At 47.3% G+C, this 24865-nt stretch carries 19 protein-coding genes; 11 read left to right on the top strand and 8 right to left on the bottom strand.

The window, feature by feature from the left end; translation table 11 throughout:
• Nucleotides 1-5 precede the first annotated feature (5 nt).
• Complete coding sequence (locus ICN15_RS01480) at nucleotides 6-848, top strand: SirB1 family protein (RefSeq protein ID WP_216200729.1); 843 nt, start codon at nucleotides 6-8, stop codon at nucleotides 846-848.
• Between the two features lie 2 nt (nucleotides 849-850).
• On the opposite strand, the gene ICN15_RS01475 is transcribed toward ICN15_RS01480, so the two are convergent.
• Nucleotides 851-1522, bottom strand: a complete 672-nt coding sequence (locus tag ICN15_RS01475) for a VTT domain-containing protein (protein WP_370625379.1) — start codon at nucleotides 1520-1522, stop codon at nucleotides 851-853.
• A gap of 54 nt (nucleotides 1523-1576) precedes the next feature.
• Here ICN15_RS01475 and miaA point away from each other — a divergent pair, with 54 nt between their 5' ends.
• The gene (gene miaA / locus ICN15_RS01470) at nucleotides 1577-2599 is read left to right on the top strand and encodes a tRNA (adenosine(37)-N6)-dimethylallyltransferase MiaA (RefSeq protein WP_216200727.1); all 1023 of its coding nucleotides are present in this window, start codon (nucleotides 1577-1579) and stop codon (nucleotides 2597-2599) included.
• On the opposite strand, the gene purM is transcribed toward miaA, so the two are convergent.
• Nucleotides 2592-3644: a phosphoribosylformylglycinamidine cyclo-ligase gene (purM, locus tag ICN15_RS01465; RefSeq protein WP_216200726.1), complete on the bottom strand. Its 1053-nt coding sequence runs from the start codon at nucleotides 3642-3644 to the stop codon at nucleotides 2592-2594. The two genes, miaA and purM, sit on opposite strands and share 8 nt — an antisense overlap.
• 73 nt (nucleotides 3645-3717) lie before the next feature.
• On the opposite strand from purM, the gene ICN15_RS01460 reads away from it, so the two are divergent.
• The 6 genes from ICN15_RS01460 (at nucleotide 3718) to panB (ending at nucleotide 9002) form a co-directional block, all read left to right on the top strand.
• Nucleotides 3718-4707, top strand: a complete 990-nt coding sequence (locus ICN15_RS01460; RefSeq protein WP_216200725.1) for an AI-2E family transporter — start codon at nucleotides 3718-3720, stop codon at nucleotides 4705-4707.
• A gap of 12 nt (nucleotides 4708-4719) precedes the next feature.
• Nucleotides 4720-5478 (top strand): DnaA regulatory inactivator Hda, encoded by a 759-nt coding sequence (gene hda / locus ICN15_RS01455; protein WP_216200724.1) that lies wholly within the window; start codon nucleotides 4720-4722, stop codon nucleotides 5476-5478.
• A 6-nt stretch (nucleotides 5479-5484) separates the two neighbouring features.
• Nucleotides 5485-6165 carry an HAD family phosphatase gene (locus ICN15_RS01450; RefSeq protein WP_216200723.1) on the top strand — a complete coding sequence of 227 codons (681 nt, stop codon included), beginning with the start codon at nucleotides 5485-5487 and terminating at the stop codon, nucleotides 6163-6165.
• Nucleotides 6162-7562: a polynucleotide adenylyltransferase PcnB gene (gene pcnB / locus ICN15_RS01445; protein WP_216200722.1), complete on the top strand. Its 1401-nt coding sequence runs from the start codon at nucleotides 6162-6164 to the stop codon at nucleotides 7560-7562. Before ICN15_RS01450 ends, pcnB begins: the two co-directional genes overlap by 4 nt.
• A gap of 79 nt (nucleotides 7563-7641) precedes the next feature.
• Nucleotides 7642-8169, top strand: a complete 528-nt coding sequence (folK, locus tag ICN15_RS01440; RefSeq protein WP_216200721.1) for a 2-amino-4-hydroxy-6-hydroxymethyldihydropteridine diphosphokinase — start codon at nucleotides 7642-7644, stop codon at nucleotides 8167-8169.
• Between the two features lie 17 nt (nucleotides 8170-8186).
• Complete coding sequence (gene panB / locus ICN15_RS01435; RefSeq protein ID WP_216200720.1) at nucleotides 8187-9002, top strand: 3-methyl-2-oxobutanoate hydroxymethyltransferase; 816 nt, start codon at nucleotides 8187-8189, stop codon at nucleotides 9000-9002.
• A 16-nt stretch (nucleotides 9003-9018) separates the two neighbouring features.
• Here panB and dnaJ read toward each other — a convergent pair whose 3' ends face one another.
• The 5 genes from dnaJ to hrcA form a co-directional block, all read right to left on the bottom strand.
• Nucleotides 9019-10155, bottom strand: a complete 1137-nt coding sequence (dnaJ, locus tag ICN15_RS01430) for a molecular chaperone DnaJ (protein WP_216200719.1) — start codon at nucleotides 10153-10155, stop codon at nucleotides 9019-9021.
• Between the two features lie 99 nt (nucleotides 10156-10254).
• A complete protein-coding gene (gene dnaK, locus ICN15_RS01425; protein ID WP_216200718.1) occupies nucleotides 10255-12192 on the bottom strand; it encodes a molecular chaperone DnaK in 1938 nt (645 codons plus the stop codon).
• A 184-nt stretch (nucleotides 12193-12376) separates the two neighbouring features.
• On the bottom strand, nucleotides 12377-12931 hold the full coding sequence (gene grpE / locus ICN15_RS01420; RefSeq protein ID WP_216200717.1) for a nucleotide exchange factor GrpE: 555 nt from the start codon (nucleotides 12929-12931) through the stop codon (nucleotides 12377-12379).
• A gap of 76 nt (nucleotides 12932-13007) precedes the next feature.
• A complete protein-coding gene (gene hemH, locus ICN15_RS01415; protein WP_216200716.1) occupies nucleotides 13008-14108 on the bottom strand; it encodes a ferrochelatase in 1101 nt (366 codons plus the stop codon).
• Between the two features lie 47 nt (nucleotides 14109-14155).
• Nucleotides 14156-15166, bottom strand: coding sequence for a heat-inducible transcriptional repressor HrcA (gene hrcA / locus ICN15_RS01410; RefSeq protein ID WP_216200715.1), 1011 nt, complete (start codon nucleotides 15164-15166; stop codon nucleotides 14156-14158).
• A gap of 37 nt (nucleotides 15167-15203) precedes the next feature.
• On the opposite strand from hrcA, the gene ICN15_RS01405 reads away from it, so the two are divergent.
• Nucleotides 15204-16109: an NAD kinase gene (locus ICN15_RS01405; RefSeq protein ID WP_216200714.1), complete on the top strand. Its 906-nt coding sequence runs from the start codon at nucleotides 15204-15206 to the stop codon at nucleotides 16107-16109.
• A gap of 26 nt (nucleotides 16110-16135) precedes the next feature.
• Nucleotides 16136-17806 (top strand): DNA repair protein RecN, encoded by a 1671-nt coding sequence (gene recN / locus ICN15_RS01400; protein WP_216200713.1) that lies wholly within the window; start codon nucleotides 16136-16138, stop codon nucleotides 17804-17806.
• Nucleotides 17807-17812: 6 nt separating this feature from the next.
• Here recN and glnE read toward each other — a convergent pair whose 3' ends face one another.
• Nucleotides 17813-20629, bottom strand: a complete 2817-nt coding sequence (gene glnE, locus ICN15_RS01395) for a bifunctional [glutamate--ammonia ligase]-adenylyl-L-tyrosine phosphorylase/[glutamate--ammonia-ligase] adenylyltransferase (protein WP_216200712.1) — start codon at nucleotides 20627-20629, stop codon at nucleotides 17813-17815.
• Nucleotides 20630-20706: 77 nt separating this feature from the next.
• Here glnE and ICN15_RS01390 point away from each other — a divergent pair, with 77 nt between their 5' ends.
• Nucleotides 20707-24864 (top strand): YhdP family protein, encoded by a 4158-nt coding sequence (locus ICN15_RS01390; RefSeq protein WP_216200711.1) that lies wholly within the window; start codon nucleotides 20707-20709, stop codon nucleotides 24862-24864.
• Nucleotide 24865: the final 1 nt, after the last annotated feature.

Genomic DNA, 24865 nt, shown 5'->3' with positions numbered 1-24865 from the left:
CTGATATGCCAACACAACAACTTGACTATTTCACCTCGCTGGTCGCTGAGGATAAACATTTCCCCTTAACTGAGGCAACAGTGGCCGTAGCACAACATGCCTATCCTGATCTGGATGTACAAGGGGTGCTCGATAAGATCGATCAATGGGGTAATAAACTTAAAAAACAAATTACTCCAGATACACCGCCGATTCAGCGTCTGCAATTATTGAAGCATTTCTTTTACCAAGAGTTAGGTTTTGGCCCCAACCAAAATGACTTCTATGCGCCTGAAAATTCTTATCCGCACCAGATCATTGAAAATCGCCGCGGCATTCCCATCTCATTGGCTATTTTGATGATGGAGCTCGGCCAGCAAATTGGCTTGAATATTCGGGGCGTCTCTTTTCCCAATCACTTCATGATGCGTATTTCCTTGCAACAAGGTGAAATCATCATGGATCCCTTGACCGGCAATTCACTCTCTAAGAATCAATTACAGGAAATGCTCGATCCTTACCTTGATGCAAAAGGTTATCGTGGTGAGCTCAGCTTACCGCTCAATATTTTCTTACGCGCCTCTAGCCCTCGAGAAATCCTCTCGCGCTTTATGAGAAATCTAAAAATGATTTACTCAGAGGATGAGCGTTGGGAACGTCTACTCGGCATCCAAGAACGTTTAGTGATTTTGTTACCAGACTCGCCTGAAGAAATTCGCGACCGCGGTTTAATCTTTGCGCAGCTGGAATATGTACGCCCTGCCATAGACGACTTACACCGGTATCTCAGCGAAATGCCAGGCGCTGAAGATGCCGCTGATATTCGGGAGCACATTGCTACCCTTGAGGGCCAAACTAAGCTGCATTGAGCTTATTTCTTTTTACCCTGAAAGAGTTTGTAAGCAGCAGCTATCACGATCGGAATGGCGGCAGCGCCAATGCCGATCAATACGATGACATTCAGGTTTTGGCGAATGATCGGAATATTGCCAAAGAAGTAACCAGCTACTACCAATCCAAATACCCACAAGATTGCGCCAGTGATATTGAATAATTGGAAACGTGCAAAGTTCATTTCTGAGACGCCGGCAACAAAAGGCGCAAAAGTTCGGATGATCGGTAGAAAGCGGGCAACGATAATCGTCTTGCCACCATGCTTCTCATAAAAAGAGTGTGTTTTACGCAAAGCTGCCTGATCAATCCAGCGTGATTCGCTAGTAAAAATTCTTTGGCCAATCCAGCGGCCAATAAAGTAGTTAACGGTATTGCCAGCAATTGCGGCGATTAGCAATCCAATACACAGAGTCCACAGATTAAAATGCTCAGTCGCGCAATAAGCGCCGGCAATAAACAATAACGAATCGCCCGGCAAAAAAGGGGCGACTACCAAACCAGTCTCTGCAAATACAATGGCAAATAGCAAGCCGTATGCCCAGTAGCCATATTGCTGAATCACCACATCCAGGTGGCGGTCAATATGCAATAGCATGTCACTTAACTGCAATAGGGTGTCAATCAACGGCTTGCTCCTGTCTGATTGCATGGATATTAACAGGCTGACAATACAGTTCACCACATTTCATTCTTATAATGGGTTATGCAAACTGAACCTCACATTCAGCCTCCGCATTTACCCGATCAGCCACCCATCCTTTGTATCGTTGGCCCCACAGGTGCAGGCAAAACCCACCTCGCAATGGCTTTAGCAGAGCACGCTAAATCGATTGGCCAAACTCTTGAGTTAATCAGCATGGACTCCGCTTTGGTATATCGCGGGCTCGATATTGGTAGCGCAAAACCAAGCAAGACAGAGCAAGCAGCAGTTCAGCATCATCTGATTGATATCTTAGAGCCCACTGAGTCGTATTCAGCAGCGCGCTTTGCGAATGATGCCAAGCGACTGTGCGAAGAAATTCGTGCACGTGGAAATATTCCTGTTGTTGTAGGGGGCACGATGTTGTATTGGCGCGCATGGGTGCATGGCCTCTCTTCACTCCCACCGGCTGATCCAGAAATCCGTGCCCGCCTTGATGAGCAAGGCAGGCTGATTGGCTGGCCCGCCATGCATACTGAATTAGCCAAAGTAGACCCTCACACGGCCGCACGCTTGCAACCGAACGACTCTCAACGAGTGCAACGCGCCTTAGAGGTTTATGAGATTACCGGCAAACCGATGTCTGAACTCTTGGCAGATGCGCCGAGCGAAGACGGCAGAGAAGGTTCGGCCATTCCACCATGGATTAATTTGGTATCACTCGAACCCAGTGACCGCTCCCGCCTGCATCAGAATTTAGAAAAACGGTTTGATGAAATGCTAGCCGGAGGTCTCCTAGAGGAAGTAAAGAGATTGAGAAATAATCCTGAGCTTCATGCTGACTTGCCTGCTGTGCGAGCGGTTGGCTACAGACAAATCTGGGAATATTTATCCGGCGATATTGATCAAACAGAAATGCGCTATAAAGCGCTGGCAGCCACTAGGCAACTTGGCAAAAGACAGCTCACTTGGTTGCGAGCCATTGCCGACAGAAACACTTTCGATCCCTTCAACCCACATGAGTGGGATGCAGCCTTGGAGCACTGCAAGCAAAGTCTAAGTAGTCGAAAAGAGAGCTTTAAATAACAATCGTTTGGGGTGCACCCGTTGGACGCTCAACCACTTCTCCAGCAACCCAAGCATCTAAGCCTTCAGCCTTGAGAGATTGGATTGCGGCATCCGCTTGATCCGAAGACACAATCACTACCATACCAATACCGCAGTTAAATACCCGCACCATCTCGGCATCGGCAACGCCACCCTTCATCTGCAACCAACGGAAGAGATCCGGCATTTGCCAGCTATCGCGATGTAACACCGCTTGGGTATTTTCTGGAAGTACCCGAGGCACGTTATCTACCAGACCACCGCCAGTAATATGAGCCATCCCTTTGACATTCATCTCAGAAATAAGCTTAAGGAGAGGTTTGACATAAATTTGTGTCGGCGCCATCACGACATCCCCTAACGGACGACCACCCAGGTCATCAGTTGGCTTGGCTCCGGCCCGCTCAATAATTTTGCGAACCAATGAATAGCCATTGGAATGTGCACCACTAGAACCAATTGCCAAAACCACATCGCCCGGAACAATTGTTGCCCCAGTAATAATTTTGGATTTTTCAACAGCGCCCACCGCAAATCCAGCTAAATCGTATTCACCAGGAGGGTACATACCAGGCATCTCAGCAGTTTCACCACCAATCAGGGCGCAGCCGGAAAGCTCGCAACCCCTGGCGATGCCGCCTACTACAGTTGCCGCAGTATCCACACTGAGCTTGCCGCAAGCAAAGTAATCCAAGAAAAAGAGGGGCTCGGCACCTTGAACCAAAATATCGTTCACGCTCATCGCCACCAAATCTTGTCCGATCGTATCGTGACGATTCCATTCAAAGGCTAATCTGAGCTTTGTGCCAACGCCATCAGTACCAGACACTAATACTGGCTCTTTGTAGCGCTTGGGCACCTCAAAGAGGGCGCCAAAGCCGCCTATCCCTGCTAGCACGCCTTCGCGCATGGTTTTCTTTGCCAGAGGCTTAATCCGATCTACTAAATCATCCCCAGCGTCGATATCGACGCCCGCATCACGGTAGGAAAGGCCTTTTGAGGAAGAATCAGTAGATGAGGTCATGGCAGAAATAGAAGATTAGTAAAAAACAGGACTTGGTCGGTAGAATCATTGAATTCTAGAGGATTCGAGCAAGATGGCTGAAATATTTACCCCTTTTCTAACTGCATTTATTCTGGCTTACGCCCTACGCCCAGTTTGCTTGTGGCTTGAGAGGCATCGCCTGCCTCGTGCAGTGGCGGCTGGAATTGCCATGATTATTGGCTTGGCAGTCCTATTTTCGATTTTGACCTTGTTTGTTACCCTCCTCAAAACTGAAATCCCCCTCATTAAGGCTCAGTTTCCAGAATGGATCCAAAACACCCAATCCTGGCTTGGGCCAAAGCTGAATGAACTTCATATTAGTTTTGACTGGGGGACACTAAAGACCACTGCAACCCAGAAGATCACCGAGCACCTGAACGACAACTCTGAAGCTCTGATGTCCTCCACTTTTGATACCGTATTGATGTCAGGCAGCTCGGTAATTGCAGGCTTCGTCAATGCTGTTCTGATCTTGTTTGTCATGTTTTATCTTCTGATTGACTGGGATCACTTTTTTAGACTCGTCCGAAAGATTGTGCCGCTCCGCGCACAAGATACCGTATGTCACTTGGCCATGCATGCCGATGGCCTACTATCGCAATATCTCAGAGGCATGCTGACTGTGATCGCCATCATGTCTGTTTTCTATGGTGTTGCTTTAAGCGTGATTGGCATTAAAGGTGCGGTGGCATTAGGTGTATTCACTGCACTCATGATTGTGATTCCTTACATTGGCATCACTTTGGGCTTTACTTTGGCTATCCTTGCGGCTCTGTTGCAGTTTGGCCCTAGCGGCGCAATCATTGGCGTTCTCGCGGTGTTTGGACTAGGTCAATTCCTCGAAGGCTTCTTCTTAACTCCACGCCTGGTTGGCGAGCGAATCGGGCTGCATCCGGTCGCCGTAGTCTTCGCCTTATTGTTATTTGGAAAATTATTTGGATTTTTTGGCGTGCTTCTGGCATTGCCTGCTAGTGCAGTCGGCTTGGTTCTATTCCAGTACGGCTGGTCGCGCTACACCCAAAGCCCGTGGTACCAAAAGTAAGCTTCTGCGGAAATGAATAAGGCTCCGCTACCACGGCAGTTTGCTCTTGATATTAGTCATACGCCCAAACCCAGTTTAAATAATTTCTTAGCCGGTGAGAATCTAGCGCTGCACTCTGCCTTACTGACTGTCGCCAAATCCTGGGAAATAAATCACCCAAGACTTGCCAGTGAAAACCCATTGGATCAGCGCTGGATGTATTGGTGGGGCTCGGGAGGATCGGGTCGCACCCACCTGCTCAGCGCCATTGGTAACCAAGCCCAAGGGCTAGGTCTAGAATATTTTCCCCTAACTCCTAATGAGCCGGTCTCATGGGTGCGTCTAGAGGAGCATCTGCCCTCTTTACGTAGCAGCGATCGTCCATCCGCCATTACCGTAGATGATGTGGATCGCTTGGATGAGCGTCTCGTAGCATCCTTATTTCGGATTCTGAATGAAATTCAGGGTAGCAAAGCAATATATATTTTTATGGCAGGCAATAGCGCTCCAGCTAATCTGAAGCTCAGAGAAGACCTGCGTACAAGGCTGGGGTGGGGTTTAATCTTTCAAACCCATCTTTTGACCGATGATGAGAAAATACAGGCTTTACAACAAGCAGCACAGGCACGTGGCTTAGTTCTATCACCAGATGTATTGCCTTGGCTGCTAAATCGCTTTTATCGGGATATGCCAAATCTCATGGCTTTGATCGATGCGTTGGATGCCTATTCACTAGAGACAAAACGTGCTGTTACTTTGCCGCTTGTACGAGAGCTTTTACAGCCAAGATAAATATTAATGACTCAAATAGCACTGTTCGATTTAGATCACACCCTCCTACCCTGCGATAGCGATTATGAATGGGGGCAGTTCTTAGCCCGCATTGGGGTAGTGGATAGCAAATACTATGAGCAGCAAAATGAGCGCTTCTATCAAGACTACAAAGATGGCAAGCTTAATATTCAGGAATTTCTTCGCTTTGCTTTAAAGCCACTCTCAGAACATTCTCGCGCACAGCTGCAGGAATGGCATGATGCCTTTATGCAAGAAGTGATTACCGGTCAACTCCGTCAACAGGCTTTAGACTTGGTCAAGCGCCACCAAGATGCTGGTGATCTTTGCTGCGTTGTCACCGCAACCAATAGCTTTGTTACACGTCCTATCGTCGAAAGTTTTGGTATCGAGCATCTCGTTGCTACTGAACCCGCTACTGTAGGAGATAACCCTCTTGCTAACTTTACGGGGGAAGTCAAAGGAATTCCGAGCTTTCGGGAAGGCAAAATTCAACGGGTGCATGATTGGCTTGCCACTCAGCACTTAGCGCTAGATCAATTGCCAAAAAGCTATTTTTATTCAGACTCTCTGAACGATTTACCTCTCCTGGAAAAGGTTAGTAACCCCGTTGCTACCAATCCAGATGCTCGCCTACGTGATGAAGCCTTAAAACGTCGCTGGCCCATACTTGAACTGTTTGCATGATTACCAAATTTATTAAACGAATTTTACGTCGCGACCCCATGGTCCGACATACTGCCGTACACACCTCCGGCGCGCCAAAACGGGTACCAAAAAAATCACATCGCATTGATCCAAGCCTACTTTCTAAAAACGCAGTGAAGGTAACGGATACGCTTCAACAAGCTGGCTATGAAGCTTTTATTGTGGGGGGTGCAGTTCGAGATTTAGCCCTAGGTATTGGCCCCAAAGATTTTGATGTGGCGACCAATGCAACGCCCGAGCAAGTACAAAAACTGTTTCGCAAAGCGCGCCTGATTGGCCGGCGATTTCAGATTGTGCATGTCACTTTTTTTGGCAAAGGTCATCCTGAAATCATTGAGGTATCGACCTTTAGAGCTCTATTAGAGAACGCTGGAGAGCATGTCGCCGAAAATGGTCGCATTCTCCGAGATAACGTTTGGGGTAGTCAACATGAAGATGCTGCACGTCGAGATTTCAGCATCAATGCAATGTATTACGACCCTGCCACTGAAACCGTACTCGACTATCACGGTGGCATGGCAGACATGCAGAAGAAAACCTTACGCATGATTGGCGACCCTGCCAAACGCTATCGCGAAGATCCGATTCGGATGCTTCGCGCTATTCGCTTCGCAGCTAAAACCGGCTTTACCTTAGATGCTGCAACCCGTGAACCCATTGCCAAACTGGGTAAGCTAATTAATGATGTACCTTCTGCGCGACTGTTTGATGAGATTCTTAAGCTCCTCATGTCCGGTTACTCATGGGCAGCAATTCAAGGCTTAAAGGATGCTGGACTACATCACGGACTACTTCCCTTACTTGACCACATTCTCGATGACAAGGCGGATTCTAAAGAAGCCAATGATTTTGTGCGGATTGCTTTAGCCAATACGGATGAACGCATTCAATCGGGCAAGAGCGTTTCCGCTGGATTTTTATTTGCCACCTTGTTGTGGCCTGATCTATTAATCAATTGGAACAAGAATATCGCCAAAGGGATTTCCAATATCCCAGCCCTCCATGATGCAATGGATGAAACTATTGCCAGCCAAAGCAATGGGATGGTCATTCAGCGTCGCTTCGAGAGTGATATGCGAGAAATCTGGTCTATGCAGCCCCGCTTTGAAAAGCGGGTAGGTCGCTATCCTTATCGCCTGATTGAATCTCCCCGCTTTAGGGCCGGTTATGACTTTATGTTGCTCCGGTGCGCTACTGGCGAGAAAAATCCAGCCTTAGGTGAGTGGTGGACTAGCTTTATTGCTCAAGATCTTGCTGGCCAAGAAGCACTCATGGCTAGCGTAAAGAACGAGAGCAGTCATGCAGCGTCACCCACTAAGCGACGTCGTCGCAGAAAAGCCAAAGTCACTTCACCAACAGAGGGTGAAGCGAGCTAAGCAGACTTGAGAAAAATTCAGTAAAGTAAGCCCAATTGGTTCAGTAGTTTCTATCGCTGTATTTCTCGTTGGGATGCCTATGGCACGCGCTTTCATTGGATTTGGTGGCAATATCGGTGACACGCGTCAGCTCATTACTGACGCAATTATTTGCCTTGCACAACGCTGTGAACTCCAGATTGTGACTAAAAGTTGCTTTTATCAAAGCGCGCCCTTTCAAGCGACCGGTGGCGATTACATCAATGCCGTGATTGAAATCGAGACCCAATTGAGCCCTTATGGCCTTTTGCATGTCTGCCAAGCAGTTGAACAAGAGTTTGGACGTGAGCGTCCCTATACCAATGCGCCCCGTACAATTGATTTAGATATCCTGGCATTTGAAGGGGTATCTCAAGAAGATTCCGAACTCACCCTTCCCCACCCTAGAATCATTGAACGATCCTTTGTGCTGCTACCTCTCTTAGAAATAGCCCCTGACTTCTTTTTACCGAACTGGGGTGAACTCAAGACGTATTTACCTCAAGTAGCTGACCAGCGCATTGAGAAACTGCCTTGCCGCAACTGCAATTGCGAAGAAAAAGTGATTTATAGTCAATCGGCGCATTAATTCATTAAACTCACGCCATGGGTTACTTGCAAGGCGATAAGCCAATGACGATTTCTAAACTCCTCTCGATGCGTGCCGAGGGCGAGAAAATAGCGATGCTCACTGCATACGACGCAACCATGTCTGCCTTATTAAATAGCTGTGGAGTAGATACTATTTTGATTGGAGACTCCTTGGGTAATGTAATCCAAGGGCACTCAAGCACTACCCCAGTGACTGTTGAGCAGATGGCGTATCACACAGAATGTGTTGCCCGCGCTAATTCAAATGCTTTTGTGATTGCAGATCTTCCCTTTGCCAGTTATGGAGATCCTGCTCAAGCCTTAGATTCAGCGGCAGACCTTATGCGTGCTGGTGCTGATATGGTGAAGCTTGAGGGTGGTGATTGGCAAATTGACATCATTCAATATTTAGTAGAGCGGAGCGTTCCCGTGTGCGCACACCTTGGCTTGCTACCCCAGTCAGTTCATATCTTGGGCGGCTACAAAGTTCAAGGCAAGTCGAAGGATGCTGCCAGCCTGATGCTAGAACAAGCCATTGCTTGCGAACAGGTCGGCGCACAAATGATTGTGCTCGAAGCGATTCCTTCTTCGCTTGGCAAACAGATTACCGAATCACTCTCTATCCCAACCATCGGAATCGGTGCAGGGGCTCATTGTTCAGGACAGGTATTGGTTCTACAGGATATGTTGGGTATCAGCCCAGGTAAGCCGCCGAAGTTTGTTAAAAACTTTCTAGATGGCCATACCTCGATTGAGGCCGCTGTCAAAGCCTATGTTCGAGAAGTGAAATCCGGAAAGTTTCCCGGACCTGAACATGGCTTTGCTGGTTAACTCCCCTTGCGACACCTTAACTAAAGAAACTTTTGACACCATCAAACCAGCCCTTTTGATGAGGGTTGTGTTTGTCACCACCGGACTTGAGGCTGTCATCAAACTTTTGCAATAAGGCTTTCTGTTCATCGGTTAATTTGACCGGAGTCTCAACGGCAATATGAACAAACAGGTCGCCAACCATGGTAGACCGTAAACCCTTAATACCCTTGTTCCGTAAGCGGAATGTTTTTCCAGTCTGCGTACCCTCAGGAATCGGGAATTCAACGCGCCCTGAAAGCGTTGGTACCTCAATATCTCCGCCAATAGTTGCAGTGGTAAAAGAGATCGGCATCTGGACATGTAAGTCACTGCCATCGCGCTCAAATACCTTATGCGGCTTCACTCTCACTTCTACATAGAGATCACCGGATGGTCCGCCATTGACGCCCGGCTCTCCATTACCGACTGAGCGCACACGCATACCATCATCAATTCCTGCGGGGATTTTGATTTCGAGTGTTTTTTGTTCTTTATGTTTACCGCTGCCATGGCATGTTTTGCACGGCTTCGGAATGTACTCGCCAGTGCCGCGGCACTTAGGGCAAGTTTGCTGCATCGAGAAAAAGCCCTGCTGTACCCGAACTTGGCCATGGCCATCGCAAGTAGTACATTTTTCTGGCTTACTGCCGGGCTCTGCGCCAGTGCCATGACATGGCTTGCAATCACTCCAACTTGGCACCCGAATTTGCGTGGTGTAACTCTCAGCTGCTTGCTCGAGGGTAATCTCCATGTTGTAACGTAAATCAGCGCCCTTGTAGACTTGCGGCCCTGACTGGCGTCCACCACCTTGTCCGAAGATATCGCCGAAGATATCGCCGAAGGCATCAGAGAAACCGCCTCCACCAGCTCCGAAGCCACCGCCGCCGAAACCGCTAGACTGATCAACACCTGCATGACCGTATTGGTCATAAGCAGCGCGTTTGTTCGTATCAGTTAATGTTTCGTAAGCCTCTTTTACTTCTTTAAATTGCGCTTCCGATGTTTTGCTATCGGGATTACGGTCAGGGTGATGCTTCATCGCCAACTTGCGGTAAGCCTTTTTTAGCTCTTCATCGCTTGAACCTCTAGCAACACCAAGCACTTCGTAATAATCGCGTTTACCTTTAGCCACAAAATTCCTCTCAACAACCTGAATGACACAAGTCGGCACGAGGCCGACTTGTTATTAAATTACTTCTAAATTGCGTTAAATTGCTTTCAATCTCTGAGATTACTTCTTGTCATTGACTTCTTTAAAATCCGCATCCACCACATCGGCATCAGGAGTAGCGCCTGGTGTGCCACCGGGAGCTGCGCCGGGAGCAGCACCGCCACCAGCCTTAGCCTGTTCAGCAGCCATGGCCTTTTCGCCTAGCTTCTGACTGGCTTTACCCAAAGCCTCGGTCTTGGTTTCAATGGCAGCTTTATCACTACCTTTGATTGCTTCGTCCAGCTCTTTCAGGGCAGCTTCGATCGCTTCTTTTTCAGAACCTTCTAAAGTAGCGCCATGCTCTTCCAAAGCCTTCTTAGTGGAATGAGCCAAAGCATCAGCAGTATTGCGCGCCGTTACCAATTCCAATGCTTTTTTATCTTCATCCGCATTGGCTTCAGCGTCTTTCACCATGCGCAGAATTTCTTCTTCAGTCAAACCCGAGTTTGCTTTGATAGTGATTTTGTTCTCTTTGCCGGTTGTTTTGTCTTTTGCAGTCACGTGCAAAATACCATTGGCATCAATATCAAAAGTTACTTCAATTTGCGGCATACCGCGCTGTGCAGGAGCAATGCCTTCCAAATTAAACTCACCGAGTAATTTGTTGGCTACAGCCATCTCACGCTCACCCTGGAAACACTTAATCGTCACCGCTGGCTGGTTATCTTCCGCAGTGGAATAGACCTGTGAATGCTTCGTAGGAATCGTGGTGTTCTTTGGAATCATCTTGGTCATCACGCCACCCAAGGTCTCGATACCCAATGACAAGGGAGTCACGTCCAAGAGCAATACATCCTTACGATCTCCTGACAATACTGAACCCTGAATCGCTGCACCAACAGCAACCGCTTCGTCTGGATTCACGTCCTTACGGGGCTCTTTGCCAAAAATTTCTTTTACCTTGTCCTGAACAGCAGGCATACGGGTTTGACCACCAACCAAGATCACATCATCAATCTCAGCAGGATTCACACCAGCATCTTTAATTGCAGTTAAGCAAGGACCGGCAGTGCGGTTGATCAACTCTTCTACCAAAGACTCTAACTTGGCGCGAGTCAACTTGAGATTCAAATGCTTAGGACCACTTGCATCAGCAGTCACATAGGGCAAGTTGATTTCAGTTTGCTGAGCGGAGGACAATTCGATCTTGGCTTTTTCAGCAGCGTCTTTCAGGCGTTGCAAGGCCAATACATCCTTACTTAAATCTACGCCTTGCTCTTTTTTGAACTCAGCAATGATCCAATCAATGATGCGCTGGTCAAAATCTTCGCCACCTAAGAAGGTGTCACCGTTCGTGGAGAGTACTTCGAACTGCTTCTCACCGTCTACGTTAGCAATCTCAATAATGGATACGTCGAATGTACCGCCACCCAAGTCATAAACCGCAATCTTGCGATCAACCTTGTCTTGTTTGTCCAGGCCAAACGCTAATGCAGCTGCTGTTGGCTCGTTGATGATGCGCTTGACATCCAAGCCAGCAATACGACCAGCGTCTTTAGTTGCTTGACGTTGGCTATCATTGAAGTAAGCCGGCACCGTAATCACCGCTTCAGTCACTTCTTCGCCAAGATAATCTTCGGCAGTCTTTTTCATTTTGCGCAGAATTTCTGCGGACACCTGTTGTGGTGCCATTTTTTTATCGCGCGCCTCAACCCAAGCATCCCCGTTATCTGCTTGAACAATTTTGTAAGGCATCAAACCGATGTCTTTTTGCACTTCAGCATCGGTAAATTTACGACCCATCAAACGCTTCACGGCATAGATCGTGTTCTTAGGATTGGTTACTGATTGACGCTTGGCAGGCGCACCAACCAACACTTCACCATCTTCGACATAAGCGATGATGGATGGCGTTGTACGGCCGCCTTCGGCATTCTCGACAACTTTAGGTGCATTGTTTTCAACAACGGAAACGCACGAGTTTGTGGTTCCCAAGTCAATTCCGATAATCTTTCCCATAATGGCTCCAAAAAAATTAGGTTAGGTGTAATTTAGTAAAACTGCTATTAAATTGATAATCAATAAATGGGGTTGAAAAGAAGGAATTCAAGGGTCAAAAGAGTAAAAAAGGCAGAAATCTGCCCTTTTTACCTTGTTTGGCCTAGAAACCCGCTAAAACCGCTGATTAAGCAGGATTTAAGGATTATTTGGGCGCACTGACCGTAACCAATGCGGGGCGCAGAATACGATCGGCAATGGAATAACCCCTTTGAAGTACTGAAACCACGGTATTGGCCTCCTGGTCTGAAGGCACTGAGGCGATGGCTTGGTGATGGTGAGGGTCAAACTTATCCCCCACAGCAGGGTTAATTTCAGTCATACGGCCTTTTTCAAAGGCCGAAAGTAACTGCTTCAAGGTGATTTCTAAGCCCTCTTTAAAGGCTTTGGCATCGACTGCCTCAGCAGTCAGGGCGGCATACAAGCTATCCGTTACGGGCACAAGATGTTCTGCAAAGCTCTCAATTGCAAACTTATGGGCTTTGGAGACATCCTCTGCTGCACGGCGACGAATGTTTTCACCCTCAGCCTTCGCGCGCAAGAAATTGTCTTGCATCTCTGTAAGCTTTTGGTTTAACTCAGCAATTTCTTGTTCTGGAGTATTTGCTTCGGAAACTGATGCTTCAGCACTACCTTCAGCCGGAGTATCTGAGGCGATATTTTCCTGCTCAGAACTGGGTTGTTGATTTTCTTGGGTCATGGGGACAATCTCACTTTTCTATCAGAATGACTACTTCTCAACCATATGGGGTCAATCGAGATAATTTCAAGTACATCTAACTTGAGGTAGTTTTGGCAGCAGCTAAATCAGCCAAGCGATTACGCTCAACTAAAGTTGCGTCGGACTCAACACCCAAACTCCAGCCAGATAAATGCTGCTGAGCAATCTCATACATTGCCTCAATCCACTTTGGGCTGCCATTGAGGCAAGGAATATAGCGGTAATCTTTTCCGCCATGTTCCAAGAAAATGTCGCGTGCCTCCATGGCAATTTCTTCCAGAGTCTCTAAACAATCCGCCGGAAAGCCTGGGCAAAAAATATCGACTCGCTGACAGCCTTCTTCGCCAAGTTTTTCAATTGTTGGCGCTGTGTAGGGTTTGAGCCATTCAGCCTTGCCGAAGCGGGATTGAAAAGTAGCTAAATACTGTCCAGGCACTAAGCCCAAAGACTCGCCAAGCAAGCGGCCTGTTTTTAAGCACTCACAATGGTAGGGGTCACCCTTCATTAAATTACGCTTAGGTAGCCCATGAAAAGACATTACCAAGCGATCCCCTTTAGCAAAATCAGGGCGCCCATCCTTATCCCATGCACTTAAGACTTGGTCGCGCAATGCGGCAATGTAAGCAGGGTTGTCATGATAGTGCTTGATCAAACGCAGCTCTGGCTGGTTACGCCAGGTTCCCAGAACACGAAATACCTCATCAAAACTTGAGGCGGTAGTTGTTGCTGAATACTGTGGATAGAGTGGCAGCAGTAATAAGCGCTCCATACCCTGTGCCTGAAGGGCTTCGAGAGCTTGTTGGGTAGAGGGCTCGCCATATCGCATCGCCAGATCAACCAACACCACCTCCCCATGTTGAGCGAATTGATCGCCCAATTCTTTCGCTTGCAAACGCGAGTAATGCATTAAAGGTGAGCCTAATTTCGGCAACCAAATCGAAGCATATTTCTTGGCAGAGGCACCACTACGAATCGGCAAAATGATGGCATTCAGGATCAACCACCATATGAACTTTGGGATTTCTACTACACGAGGATCGGATAAGAATTCTTTCAAATAAGACCTTACCGCTTTCGCTGTTGGCGCGGAAGGTGTGCCTAGATTCAGCAATAAAACTGCTGTCTTCGAAGGGCGTAGGTGAGGATTTTGATTCAATGAGGGTCCGTCTTAATTAAAAAAGCTAAAAGAAAAAATTTTCGTCATCAGGAGCTCAGAGCGCCTGATAATAATTTAGAAGTGATATCGACAATCGGAATGACGCGATCATAAGCCATGCGGGTTGGGCCAATTACTCCCAAAGTACCAACAATCTGACCATCCACACTATAAGGCGCGCTAATCACTGCTAAGTCTTCATAGGGCAACAGATCACTTTCACCGCCAATAAATATCTGAATACCATCCGCATGGCTCGAGACATCTAATAACTGCATCAATACTGATTTTTGCTCGAGCATGTCAAACATCTTCCGAAGCTTATCTAAGTTCGTACTCAGATCGCCCACATTGAGCAAGCGGCGCTCTCCGGACAGCAACATATCCCCTTGACCCATGCCATAGTCACTCACACCACTTTGCAGTGCCAAGGCCATCAATCCAGAGATGTCACAGCGAAGATTATCCAAATCCGCAGCAAGATGCGCACGCACCTCAGCAAAACTCTTGCCGGCAAATTGCATATTGATGTAATTTCCTGCTTCCACCAACTGACTCGGCGTGTAATCCTGCGTGGTCGGCAGAATGCGATTTTGGACATCTCCTTCTGGAGTCACCATGATGAGCAAAATCTTACCCTCACCTAATCTTAAAAACTCAATATGCTTAAAAACTTGGGCCCGCTTAGGCGTCATGACCACGCCGGCAAAATGGGTCAAATTGGACAAAATTTGCGCAGCGGAGTTCATTACCCTCTGTGGGGAGTCTGGCAAGAGCCCCCTTTCCATCTCACGGGCGGCAATTTCTTCTAAGGGTCGGACGGTGACCATCGTATCCACAAACAGGCGATAGCCTCTTGGGGTGGGGATGCGGCCAGCAGAGGTGTGTGGACTAGTCACCAAGCCCATTTCTTCTAAATCAGCCATCACATTACGAATCGTAGCCGCTGACAGATCTAGCCCAGAGAACCGAGAAAGGGTCCGAGAGCCAATAGGCTGCCCCTCTTCGATGTAACGCTCGATGAGGGTTTTTAGTAAGGCGCGGGATCGATCATCCATAGTAGAAGGGATTTTATGCGTATGGTTTAATCGTTATATGTTAAGCCCATCCTCAAATTCCACCAAAAAGGCCTTTAGCCGGGTTGCGCTTGTTGGCAAATATCAGGCTGATGGCATGCAAGAGCGCCTAAAGGATCTTGCTGAACTCCTAGCCAAGCAGGGCTGCGAGGTCTTTCTAGAGGCCTCTACCGCGTCTCATTTAAACCTAACCACCTATCCCTCCAAAACAGCAGAGGCATTTACTGGGGCGATTGATTTGGCGGTCGTTTTGGGCGGCGACGGCACCATGCTCGGAATTGGGCGTCAGTTAGCTGGCAGTGATGTTCCTTTGGTTGGAATCAATATGGGGCGTTTGGGCTACATGACCGATATTCCCATTCAGAATGTTGAAACCATACTTCCCCAAATTATTGCTGGTGAATATGAAGCGGATGCGAGAACCCTGCTTGATGCTGTCGTGCTTCGCAAGGACCAGGTCATTAATCGCGCTTTGGCCTTAAATGATGTTGTCGTGAATCGTTCTGGAATTTCTGGAATGGTTGAGCTCGCCGTTCGCGTTAACGGCTCATTCATGTACAACCAACGATCTGATGGCTTAATTGTGTCAACCCCTACCGGCTCAACCGCCTATGCCTTATCAGCTGGTGGACCCATTCTCCATCCTCGGGTCGCTGGAATTTTATTAGTGCCAATTGCACCGCACGCCCTATCCAATCGCCCGATTGTGTTGCCAGAAGATATTGTGGTGAGCATTAAGGTGATTGATGGCAGAGAGGTTATTGTGAACTTTGATATGCAAACCCAAACCAATTTGCAAGCAGGCGACATCATTGAAGTGCGCCAATCCAAAAAAACAATCACCTTACTTCACCCTCTCGCCCACAGCGACTACAAAACCTTGCGAGAGAAGTTACATTGGAATGAGTATCCATCGACATTCTGATGTCGAATTGCTCAGTACGCTAACATATGCTTCAGACTCTCGCGCTCCGTGATTTTGTCATTGTTGATCAATTAGAGCTCGACTTTGCTTCTGGCTTTACGGTACTGACTGGCGAAACGGGTGCTGGTAAATCTATTCTATTAGACGCCCTTAGTCTGGTTTTAGGAGAGCGCGCAGATAGTAGCCAGATTCGCGAAGGCGCTCACCGCGCTGAAATTAGCGCCCTATTTCGGATTGATCCTCAACAAGCTCTACACTTCAATCATTGGCTTGATGAGATGGGTTTCCCCACTGAAGACGGGGGACAAAGCCTGCTGCTTAAGAGAACTGTCGAATCGAATGGACGTAGTCGCGCATTCATTAATGGCAGCGTAGCAACCCTAGCGCAGTTAAGGGAAGCCGGTGATCAGCTAGTAGACATCCATGGCCAACATGCTCATCAGCTCTTACTCAAGGGCGGCGCGCAACGCGAATTGCTGGATCGCCATGCTAATCACATGGACCTAGTCAGTGACGTTACTAAATCATTCAAAACGCTACAGGATTCTCGTCGCCGACTAGAGCAAGCGGAGAATGCTGGACAAGATATTGAACGGGAGCGGGAACGCTTGGAATGGCAGCTAGAAGAGCTTGCCGAACTATCTCCACAATTAGGTGAATGGGCCGCCATTCAAAGCGAGCATGCACGCTTAGCCAATGGCGCAAAAATTATGAGTGGCTGCCAAGAGGCCATTGATGTTTTAAGTGATGCAGAGAATTCAGTCGAGTCTACCCTCTCTAAAGCCAGTAGCAATATGAGTGCTTTAGCAGAACATGACTCTGCGCTAAGCGACATTAGTCAAGCGCTAGAGACAGCACAAATTCAGATTGATGAAGCAGTTCATCATCTTAATCGCTATCTACAAAAATTAGAATTGGACCCCGGACGCCTCAGCGAAGTTGAGGAGCGAATGCAAGCGCTCCATAGCGCTGCCAGAAAATATCGTACTGAGGCTGATGATTTACCCGCACTCCTAAATGAAACTGAGGAACGCTTAGATGCGCTCACTGCCTCCCAAAATATGGAGGCCCTGCGAGAAAAAGTGAAACAGGAAGAAGCGGCTTATCTGAAGCTTGCCAAACAGCTCTCGCAAAAACGTAAACTAGCCGCCGTTGACTTAGGCCAGCAAGTTACTGCTGCCATGCAAGACTTATCGATGGCTGGTGGGCAGCTCGAAATCGCTCTACTTCCCTTGGTGGAAGGGGGGGCTCATGGACTTGAGCAAATTGAATTCCTTGTTGCCGGTCATGCTGGCAGCACTCCACGTTCACTGGCTAAAGTCGCATCGGGTGGCGAGCTCGCTCGTATTAGCTTAGCCATTAGCGTCATCACCAGCAAAGCTTCATTTACCCCGACACTCATATTTGATGAAGTAGATGCCGGTATTGGTGGTGCAGTTGCAGAGACTGTTGGTAAATTATTGCGCCAACTCGGTGAATCCCATCAAATTCTTTGCGTTACGCATTTGCCGCAAGTGGCTGCACAAGGCAACTCTCATTTAAAAGTGAGCAAATCTCAGGCGGGCGATAAAACACTCTCGCAAGTAAGTCCATTAGCAAGATCCGAACGAGTAGAAGAGGTAGCTCGCATGCTGGGCGGGACTACGATTACTGATACTACGCGCCGTCATGCGCGCGAACTACTAGAGCAAAACTAAACTGTTTCAAATACTAGAGGGGGCAAGGAACACCTCTTGCCATAAACTCAATACCACTTCTTTAGCCTCGACTAGTTGTGGCTCAAGACCTAAATTGACACGCGTCTTTTCTGCACCATCTAAACGCAAACGATGTTGTCGCGATCGAAGTAGGCGATAGGCATCCCCAACCTTGAGGGCAATTTGTATCTGAATTAATCCCGCCTCCCCGGCGATACGGAGTAAGGCAATATTTCCGAGATTTCTAATCAGTTGTCGGTGGGTATTTGAAAACGCCAACACTAAAAATTGCACAATGAACTCAACATCCACCATACCTCCGGCATCATGCTTCAAATCAAAATCAGTACTCGAGTTAGGATGGCCAGCATGGACTTTGCGACGCATTTCTAAAATCTCACAGCGTAGCTGCTCAACATCCCGTTTCTGACTCAAGATCTCAAAGCGGACATCATCAAAAAATGTCCCAACTGCTTGACTCCCTGCAGAAAATCTTGCTCTTGTTAAAGCTTGGTGCTCCCAAACCCAGGCTGCATTGTTACCTTCACGCAATTGATACTTTTTAAATGCATCTGCGTCAGTTACCAAGAATCCAGCAGATCCATTCGGGCGAAGGCGTGTGTCGATTTCAAATAAACTGCCGGCCGAAGTGTAGGTAGTAAGCCAACTGATCATCCGCTTTGCGAGCAAGGCATAAATTTCTTGGGCTACAAAATCAGTTTCCTCGGCTTGGTATAAAAAAACTAAGTCCAAATCCGAGGCATATCCCAACTCTTTACCCCCTAACTTGCCATAGGAAATCACAGCAAATGGTGCATTCGCGTCTGCAGATAAGCCAAACTTCTTAGCAACACTAGGCCAAACACGCTCCAATGTGGTCTGCAGAATTAAGTCTGCTAAAGCAGATAAATGGTCGCTGACTTTCTCTACGGGCAGTTCGTGATCCACCCCAATCCCTAAATCCGCCAACAAGGTAATAAAGGTTTCGGTGTGATGGGTGATACGTAAAATATCCATCGCTTGTTCTGCGCCATCCGCTCCTCCCATGACATCATCAAGACGCATATCCAATGTGATTTTTACTTCCTCCCAATATCGCTCGGGATACTCAATCAGAGCCCTCTCAGTGCGGGAGTTGAGTAAGTAATCCAGTAGATGGGGATGCCGAGTTAAATATTCAGCACCCCATTGCGAGGCCTTTAGGAGATCCAGCACATTCGATAGTGCCCGAGGGTATTCAGACAAAATAGATAAATAAGCACTACGCCGCGCAATTGCCTCCAACAAATCAAAGAAGCGCAGTAAGGTCAGATCCGCACCAACCGAAATAGACTGATCTGTTTGCAAGCTATCGACAGCTTTACGAATGAGGTTATTGAAAATTAATCTACTTTTCTCTGGCAACTGTCTTTGCTTAGGGCTATCAACCCAAATTAACCAGCGAGCCTGAGATTTCGGAAAGAGCATCCCATCTGGTTCCCAATCTACTGGCAAGGAAGCATTATCTAAGCGCGCAGCATCATCCAGTACGAATGCGGTTTCAAAATACTGGGCAACGGCCGATTGATGTTGGTCGAGCTCTCTCAAGAAGGCCGCTAGGTCTTGAGTCTTTTCAGAATTCACTCTACTAGATGCCAAGCGGCTACGGGAACTCTCATCCTCAGGTAGGTAGTGCGTCTGCTGATCCTCCCACACTTGAATACGATGCTCTAAGCGCCGCAAGAAAACATAGGCCGCTTTTAGTCTATCAACCTCTTCGGCAGGAAAAATGCCTTGCTGTTTCACTAACTCCAACACCTCTAAAGTTGGGCGAATGCGAAAGCGGGGATCTGTGCCACCACGCATCAACTGGAACATTTGCGCTAAAAACTCAATCTCACGGATCCCACCACGGCCCAACTTAATATCCCTTGAGCGGCCATGATGATTTGAGGAGCGTTTCTCCGCTTCATGTTGTATTTGTGCGTGCAGCTCTCGAATCGAGGCAATGACCCCGTAATCCAAATGACGTCGATATACAAAGGGGCGAATGAGTTGATCTAGCTCGCGCTCGCAATAGGCAAATGCAGGCGAGCTTGGCAGCGGAAAAATCAGTCTTCCCTTAATCCATGCGTAGCGCTCCCACTCTCTACCCTGTACTAGTAAATATTCTTCGAGCATATCGAGACTACAAACCAAAGGACCAGAATCTCCGTTGGGTCGCAAGCGCATATCTACCCGGAATACAAAGCCATTCTCATCATGCTCCGCCAACAGCTTGATCAAGCGCTTACCCATCCGAGTGAACCACTCGTGATAGGACAAACTCTTGGGCGCACCCTGGGTTTCTCCTTCATGCTCATATAAAAAGATGAGGTCAATATCAGATGAAAGATTAAGCTCTAAACCCCCCAACTTACCCATGCCAACAACCATTAAGGGCATCTCTGAGTCAGTCACCGTGCTCCAAGGAAGGCCAAAGCGTTGACGGAGATCCTCGCGTACATAGGCAATCGATAAGGCGACTGCTGCTTGTGCAAAATGGCTGAGGGCATGTGTAACCTCTTTTAGATCAGCCATGCCATTGAGATCTCGGAAGGCAATCCAGAGCATGAGGCGCTGCCTAGCGAGCCTCAAGTCCGCCATAAATTGAGCCTCATTCTGTTCCGGACCTGCTAGGGCTTCTTGGCAAGAACTCAATAAGTACTGAATCCCATCAATATCTACTTTTTTGCTGCCTTGGATGCTGAGCCAATCCAGCCATTCGGGGCGAGAATTCAGCCAGCGCTGCGCATAGCTCGAGTGCAGCTTTAGAAATTCAATTTGGTCGGCAAAATCTGTCATTTCTCCATCTTAATCTGTCTCCAGACTGGAATCGGGGAAGCTTGGTGATCGACTGAGGGCTGAAGGATAATAGAACCATGCTGAGAAACATCATCCGGACCCGCCTGCAGAGCGTGCTTCAAAAACGTCCTCCAGTTTATGGCGGTCGCTGGCGTAAACGCGCCCTGATTCTTGCTGGTATAACTACGGCTTTTTTTGTACTAGGTCATCTTGGAGTGCGTTTTCTAGTGTGGCCCCAGATTGAGAAATCAAAGCCTGCCTTAGAACGCTTAATAAGCAATCACTTGGGCGTCAATGTTACGGTGGATGATGTCCAAACATCTTGGACCGGGATGCGTCCAAGCTTCGTCATAACCGGCTTAAGCTTGAATCATTCAACTACCTCACCTAGCCCTCTGCTTATTCAAACTATCAGCGGGCAACTGAGTTGGCTTTCCCTGTATCACTTAGCACCCTATTTTCATCAAATCACTTTTGACCAGATTCAGCTATATGCAGAACGCGATGCAAAAGGAGTCGTCTCAGTCGCCGGAATTCCAATTAAAAACACGGGCAATGACTTCTCTACTGAGACCTGGCTACTCAATCAAAATGCTATTCAAATTAACAATGCCAAAATTTTTTGGGAGGACCAAAAAGGTCGCAAGTTAAAGACTTCGTTTGATGTTCAAAGTGCTTACTTAATAAATGGGATTCGTAAACACCAAGGCCAATTGATTGCACAAACTCCTTGGAGCCCAAACCCCATCAACGTGAAGGCCAACTTTGTTCATCAGCTTAGTGGCCAAGCAGGTGATTGGCATAACTGGATAGGAACCTTTTCATGGGATCTCACCGATCTGAGTCTTAGCCAAATCTCACAAGATATTGTCCTTCCACCCTACAGCTTAGGTGGAAAAATACACTCCACAGGAATCCTGAAGCTCGATGGCGGTAAGGCGGATGGTGGGCAGATGTCTTTAACTGCAGATCGCCTCAAGGTGCAGTTGAATCAAGATGAGGATCCTATCGAGTTTGGGAGGCTTGAAACGGATCTTGTACAAGATACAGACGGCGGCCTCAATTCAATCACCACAAAAACGTTGGCATGGCGCAATATTGATAGCCTGAGCTCTGCACCTCTTGAAAAATTAAGCCCTATTACGTTTCGCTGGCGTCCAATTAAAGGTGGTGACGAACTCAAAGAGTTTGGCTTCTCTTCGCCGAAAATACAGCTGGCAGATATGGCACGTTTTGCGCTCAATCTCCCTTTGCCGAAAAAAATTCATCAATGGATCAAGCGCTCCGAGGCGGATGGAGAGCTGCAGAATTTAGAAATCAATTGGTCCGAAAGTAAATCCGCTTTGTCTGCCATACCAATACCGGGGAATTGGTTTTCTGCTGATAAGCTCGATTTCTCGATCAGCGCAAAACTCAATGCGATTAGCTTCACCGGGATAAATAAATCAATGCCCTCGGTTTCTAATTTATCCGGTAACCTTGTCGGCAATCAGAAGCAAGGTAATCTCACATTAGACTCAAGCAACCTTGTGTTAGAGATCAGCGATTTTTTATCTGCGTCTCAAGTTCAATTGGATCGCGCAAAAGGCGATATCAGCTGGTCAAAACAAAAAAATGGCTGGCTGATCAACGCCAAGAGAATGCAACTGAGTAACTCTGAGATCACTACTAATTTTGATCTCAACTATCTAGTAACGGGTCCTCAGCAAGCTAATCAAATGACGCTGGATATGGATCTTGTTGAGGCCAAGATAGCTAAAGTGCATCACTATCTTCCCGCTCAGATCAATCAGGAAATCAGACAGTACCTGAGTAAAGCATTTGAGTCTGGCGATATTCAAAATGGATCCCTACACATTAAAGGCGACCCGAATCAGATTCCATTCCCAGCAGGAGCGGCAGGTGAATTCACCTTGCATCTGCCATTTTCAAAAGCAAGCTTTAAGCCAGCGCCTTTGCTACCAGCCAAACAAGGGGTTTGGACGGCCTTCAATAATGTCAGCGGCAATATTAATATGAAACAAGCCGAGCTCAGGGTTGATATTGACCAGGCAAATTATAAAAAAGTTACGCTTAGTAATGTGCATTCACAAATACCAAATCTCAATGCCAAACAGCTTACCCTACTAATTAATGGTCAGGCTGATGGTGAAGGATCTGAATTTTTGGAATACCTCGTTGCCTCGCCCCTTGGCGTGAAGCAGCCAAACCTAGTTAAAAACTTCACGCTAACTGGCCCCGTCAATCTTGACCTGGGATTAAAAATTCCGCTTACTGGAAACAACGATGTCAATGTAGATGCCAAGCTGACATTAGAAGGCAATACAGCTCAGTGGGGGACTGTCCCTCCGCTAGAAAATCTTCAGGGGAAAGTGCGCATTACCGAAATAAACCCGGAATTTGACAACATCACTGCAAATTTCCTTGGGGGTAGACTTCAAGTTTCTAGCGCCAACTCGGCTGAAGGCAATTCAAGTTACAGCATTAGTGGAGACATAAATGCAGGCTTGATTAAAAAATATGCTTCAAAAAATCTCATATCGCAGATTAGTCCTGCACTGCTAAATGCAATGAGTGGGTCAGCCAAATATGACGGTCTTATCAATTTTAATAAATCAGGAAGTCAAACTAATCTCAAGTTTGATTTGCGTAATTGGGCTAGCTCTGCACCAGCCCCGGCAAAGAAATTGGCCGGAGCCTCTATGCTTGGTCAGCTGAGTCTAAAAACTTACCCTACCAGCAAATTAAATCCAGTACGTGCGGATTGGTCCGGAAAGTTGGGGGACCAATACTTCATTCAAGGAAATCTCGATGCCAATGATCGAATAAGGAATATCGTGGGCATTGGGTCTTCCGCCCCACTGCCACAGCAGGGCCTTGCACTGTACTTAGCGACCAACGAACTCAATCTGGATCAATGGCTAGAGTTTTTAAGCTCAGGAAAACCGACAAATAAAGTGAGTGAGATCAAAAAATCAGATGCGTCAGAGGGCGACATTCAAATCTCTGCTCAACTCAAGAAGTTGATTGCATTTGATCGCGAATGGACTGACGTCAACCTAAATTCCCAAGAAAAAAATAAAGTTTGGCAAGTTCGTTTAACTTCACCCCAAATTGCTGGTCAGGTGCAATGGCACCCCAGTAATAATGAACAGCCAAGCGGTTTGATTGCTGGAAAACTTTCTCGTCTCGCATTGCCTGATCAACTGATACCTATCGATCCATCATCCAAAGAGGCTTCTACGAAAAAGATTGGCGCCCTCAAAACTCCTACTAGCCCAAACGCTATTCCTAGTTTAGATTTGGTGATTGATAATTTTAGCTGGACAAAAGCGCAACTCGGGGCAGTAAGGATTAAATCTACAACTACCCGCGATCTACTAAAGCTTGATTCTATTCAAATTGATAATCCACAAGGAAGCTCATCAATCAAGGGTCAATGGGTAGGTCGTACTCCAGGTAGCACAGATCAAAGCACCTTCACTGCTGACGTAAATATTAAGGATGCGGGGCAAATCATTTCTCATTGGAGTCGCTCTAAATCTGTAGAGGGTGGAGAAGGAAAACTGAATGCCTCTCTTTCGTGGTCTGGACCCCTCTTTTCTCCAGCTTATGATTCACTTGCTGGTAACGTCAACCTGAATTTAGCCAAGGGTCGATTGTTGGAAGTGAACACCGACGGGGCAAAGTTGCTAGATGTTCTGAGCCTTCAGAGTCTCTTTAGATTTGCAACCCTAGACCTAAAGGGCAGCTTAGGCAACCTCGCAACCAAAGGTACGCCTTTTAATTCTATTGATAGTGCTTTTGAAATTAAACAAGGAATTGCGCAAACCAAGCAATTCACCATGATTTTGGATCAAGCGCGTGTAGCCATGACGGGGCAAATAAATGTCCCTAAAGAAACTCAGGATCTTCGTATCACCATATTTCCCACTATTGATGCTACTGCAGGCTCGCTTGCTGCATTCGTGATCAATCCCATCGTTGGTTTAGGCGCGGTATTAGGTCAATATCTGATTACCAATCAAATTAACCGCACAATGCAAACAGACTATCTAATACAGGGCTCTTGGGAGAATCCAGAGGTGGTACCACTCGATCAAAAGGGTCAACCATTGGATGCTAAAACGCTAGAGACTATTCGCACGAAAAATCTACTCAAAGAGCAAACCAAACCAAGCTTACCCAATTCAGCACCAACGTCTCCCGCTCTCAGTCCAAGTTCATCCCTCTAAA

It is taken from the genome of Polynucleobacter sp. CS-Odin-A6 (genome assembly GCF_018882095.1).
GTDB lineage: Bacteria > Pseudomonadota > Gammaproteobacteria > Burkholderiales > Burkholderiaceae > Polynucleobacter.
The sequence above is the reverse complement of the archived record's forward strand: the minus strand, read 5'-3'. Positions and strand labels throughout refer to the sequence as shown.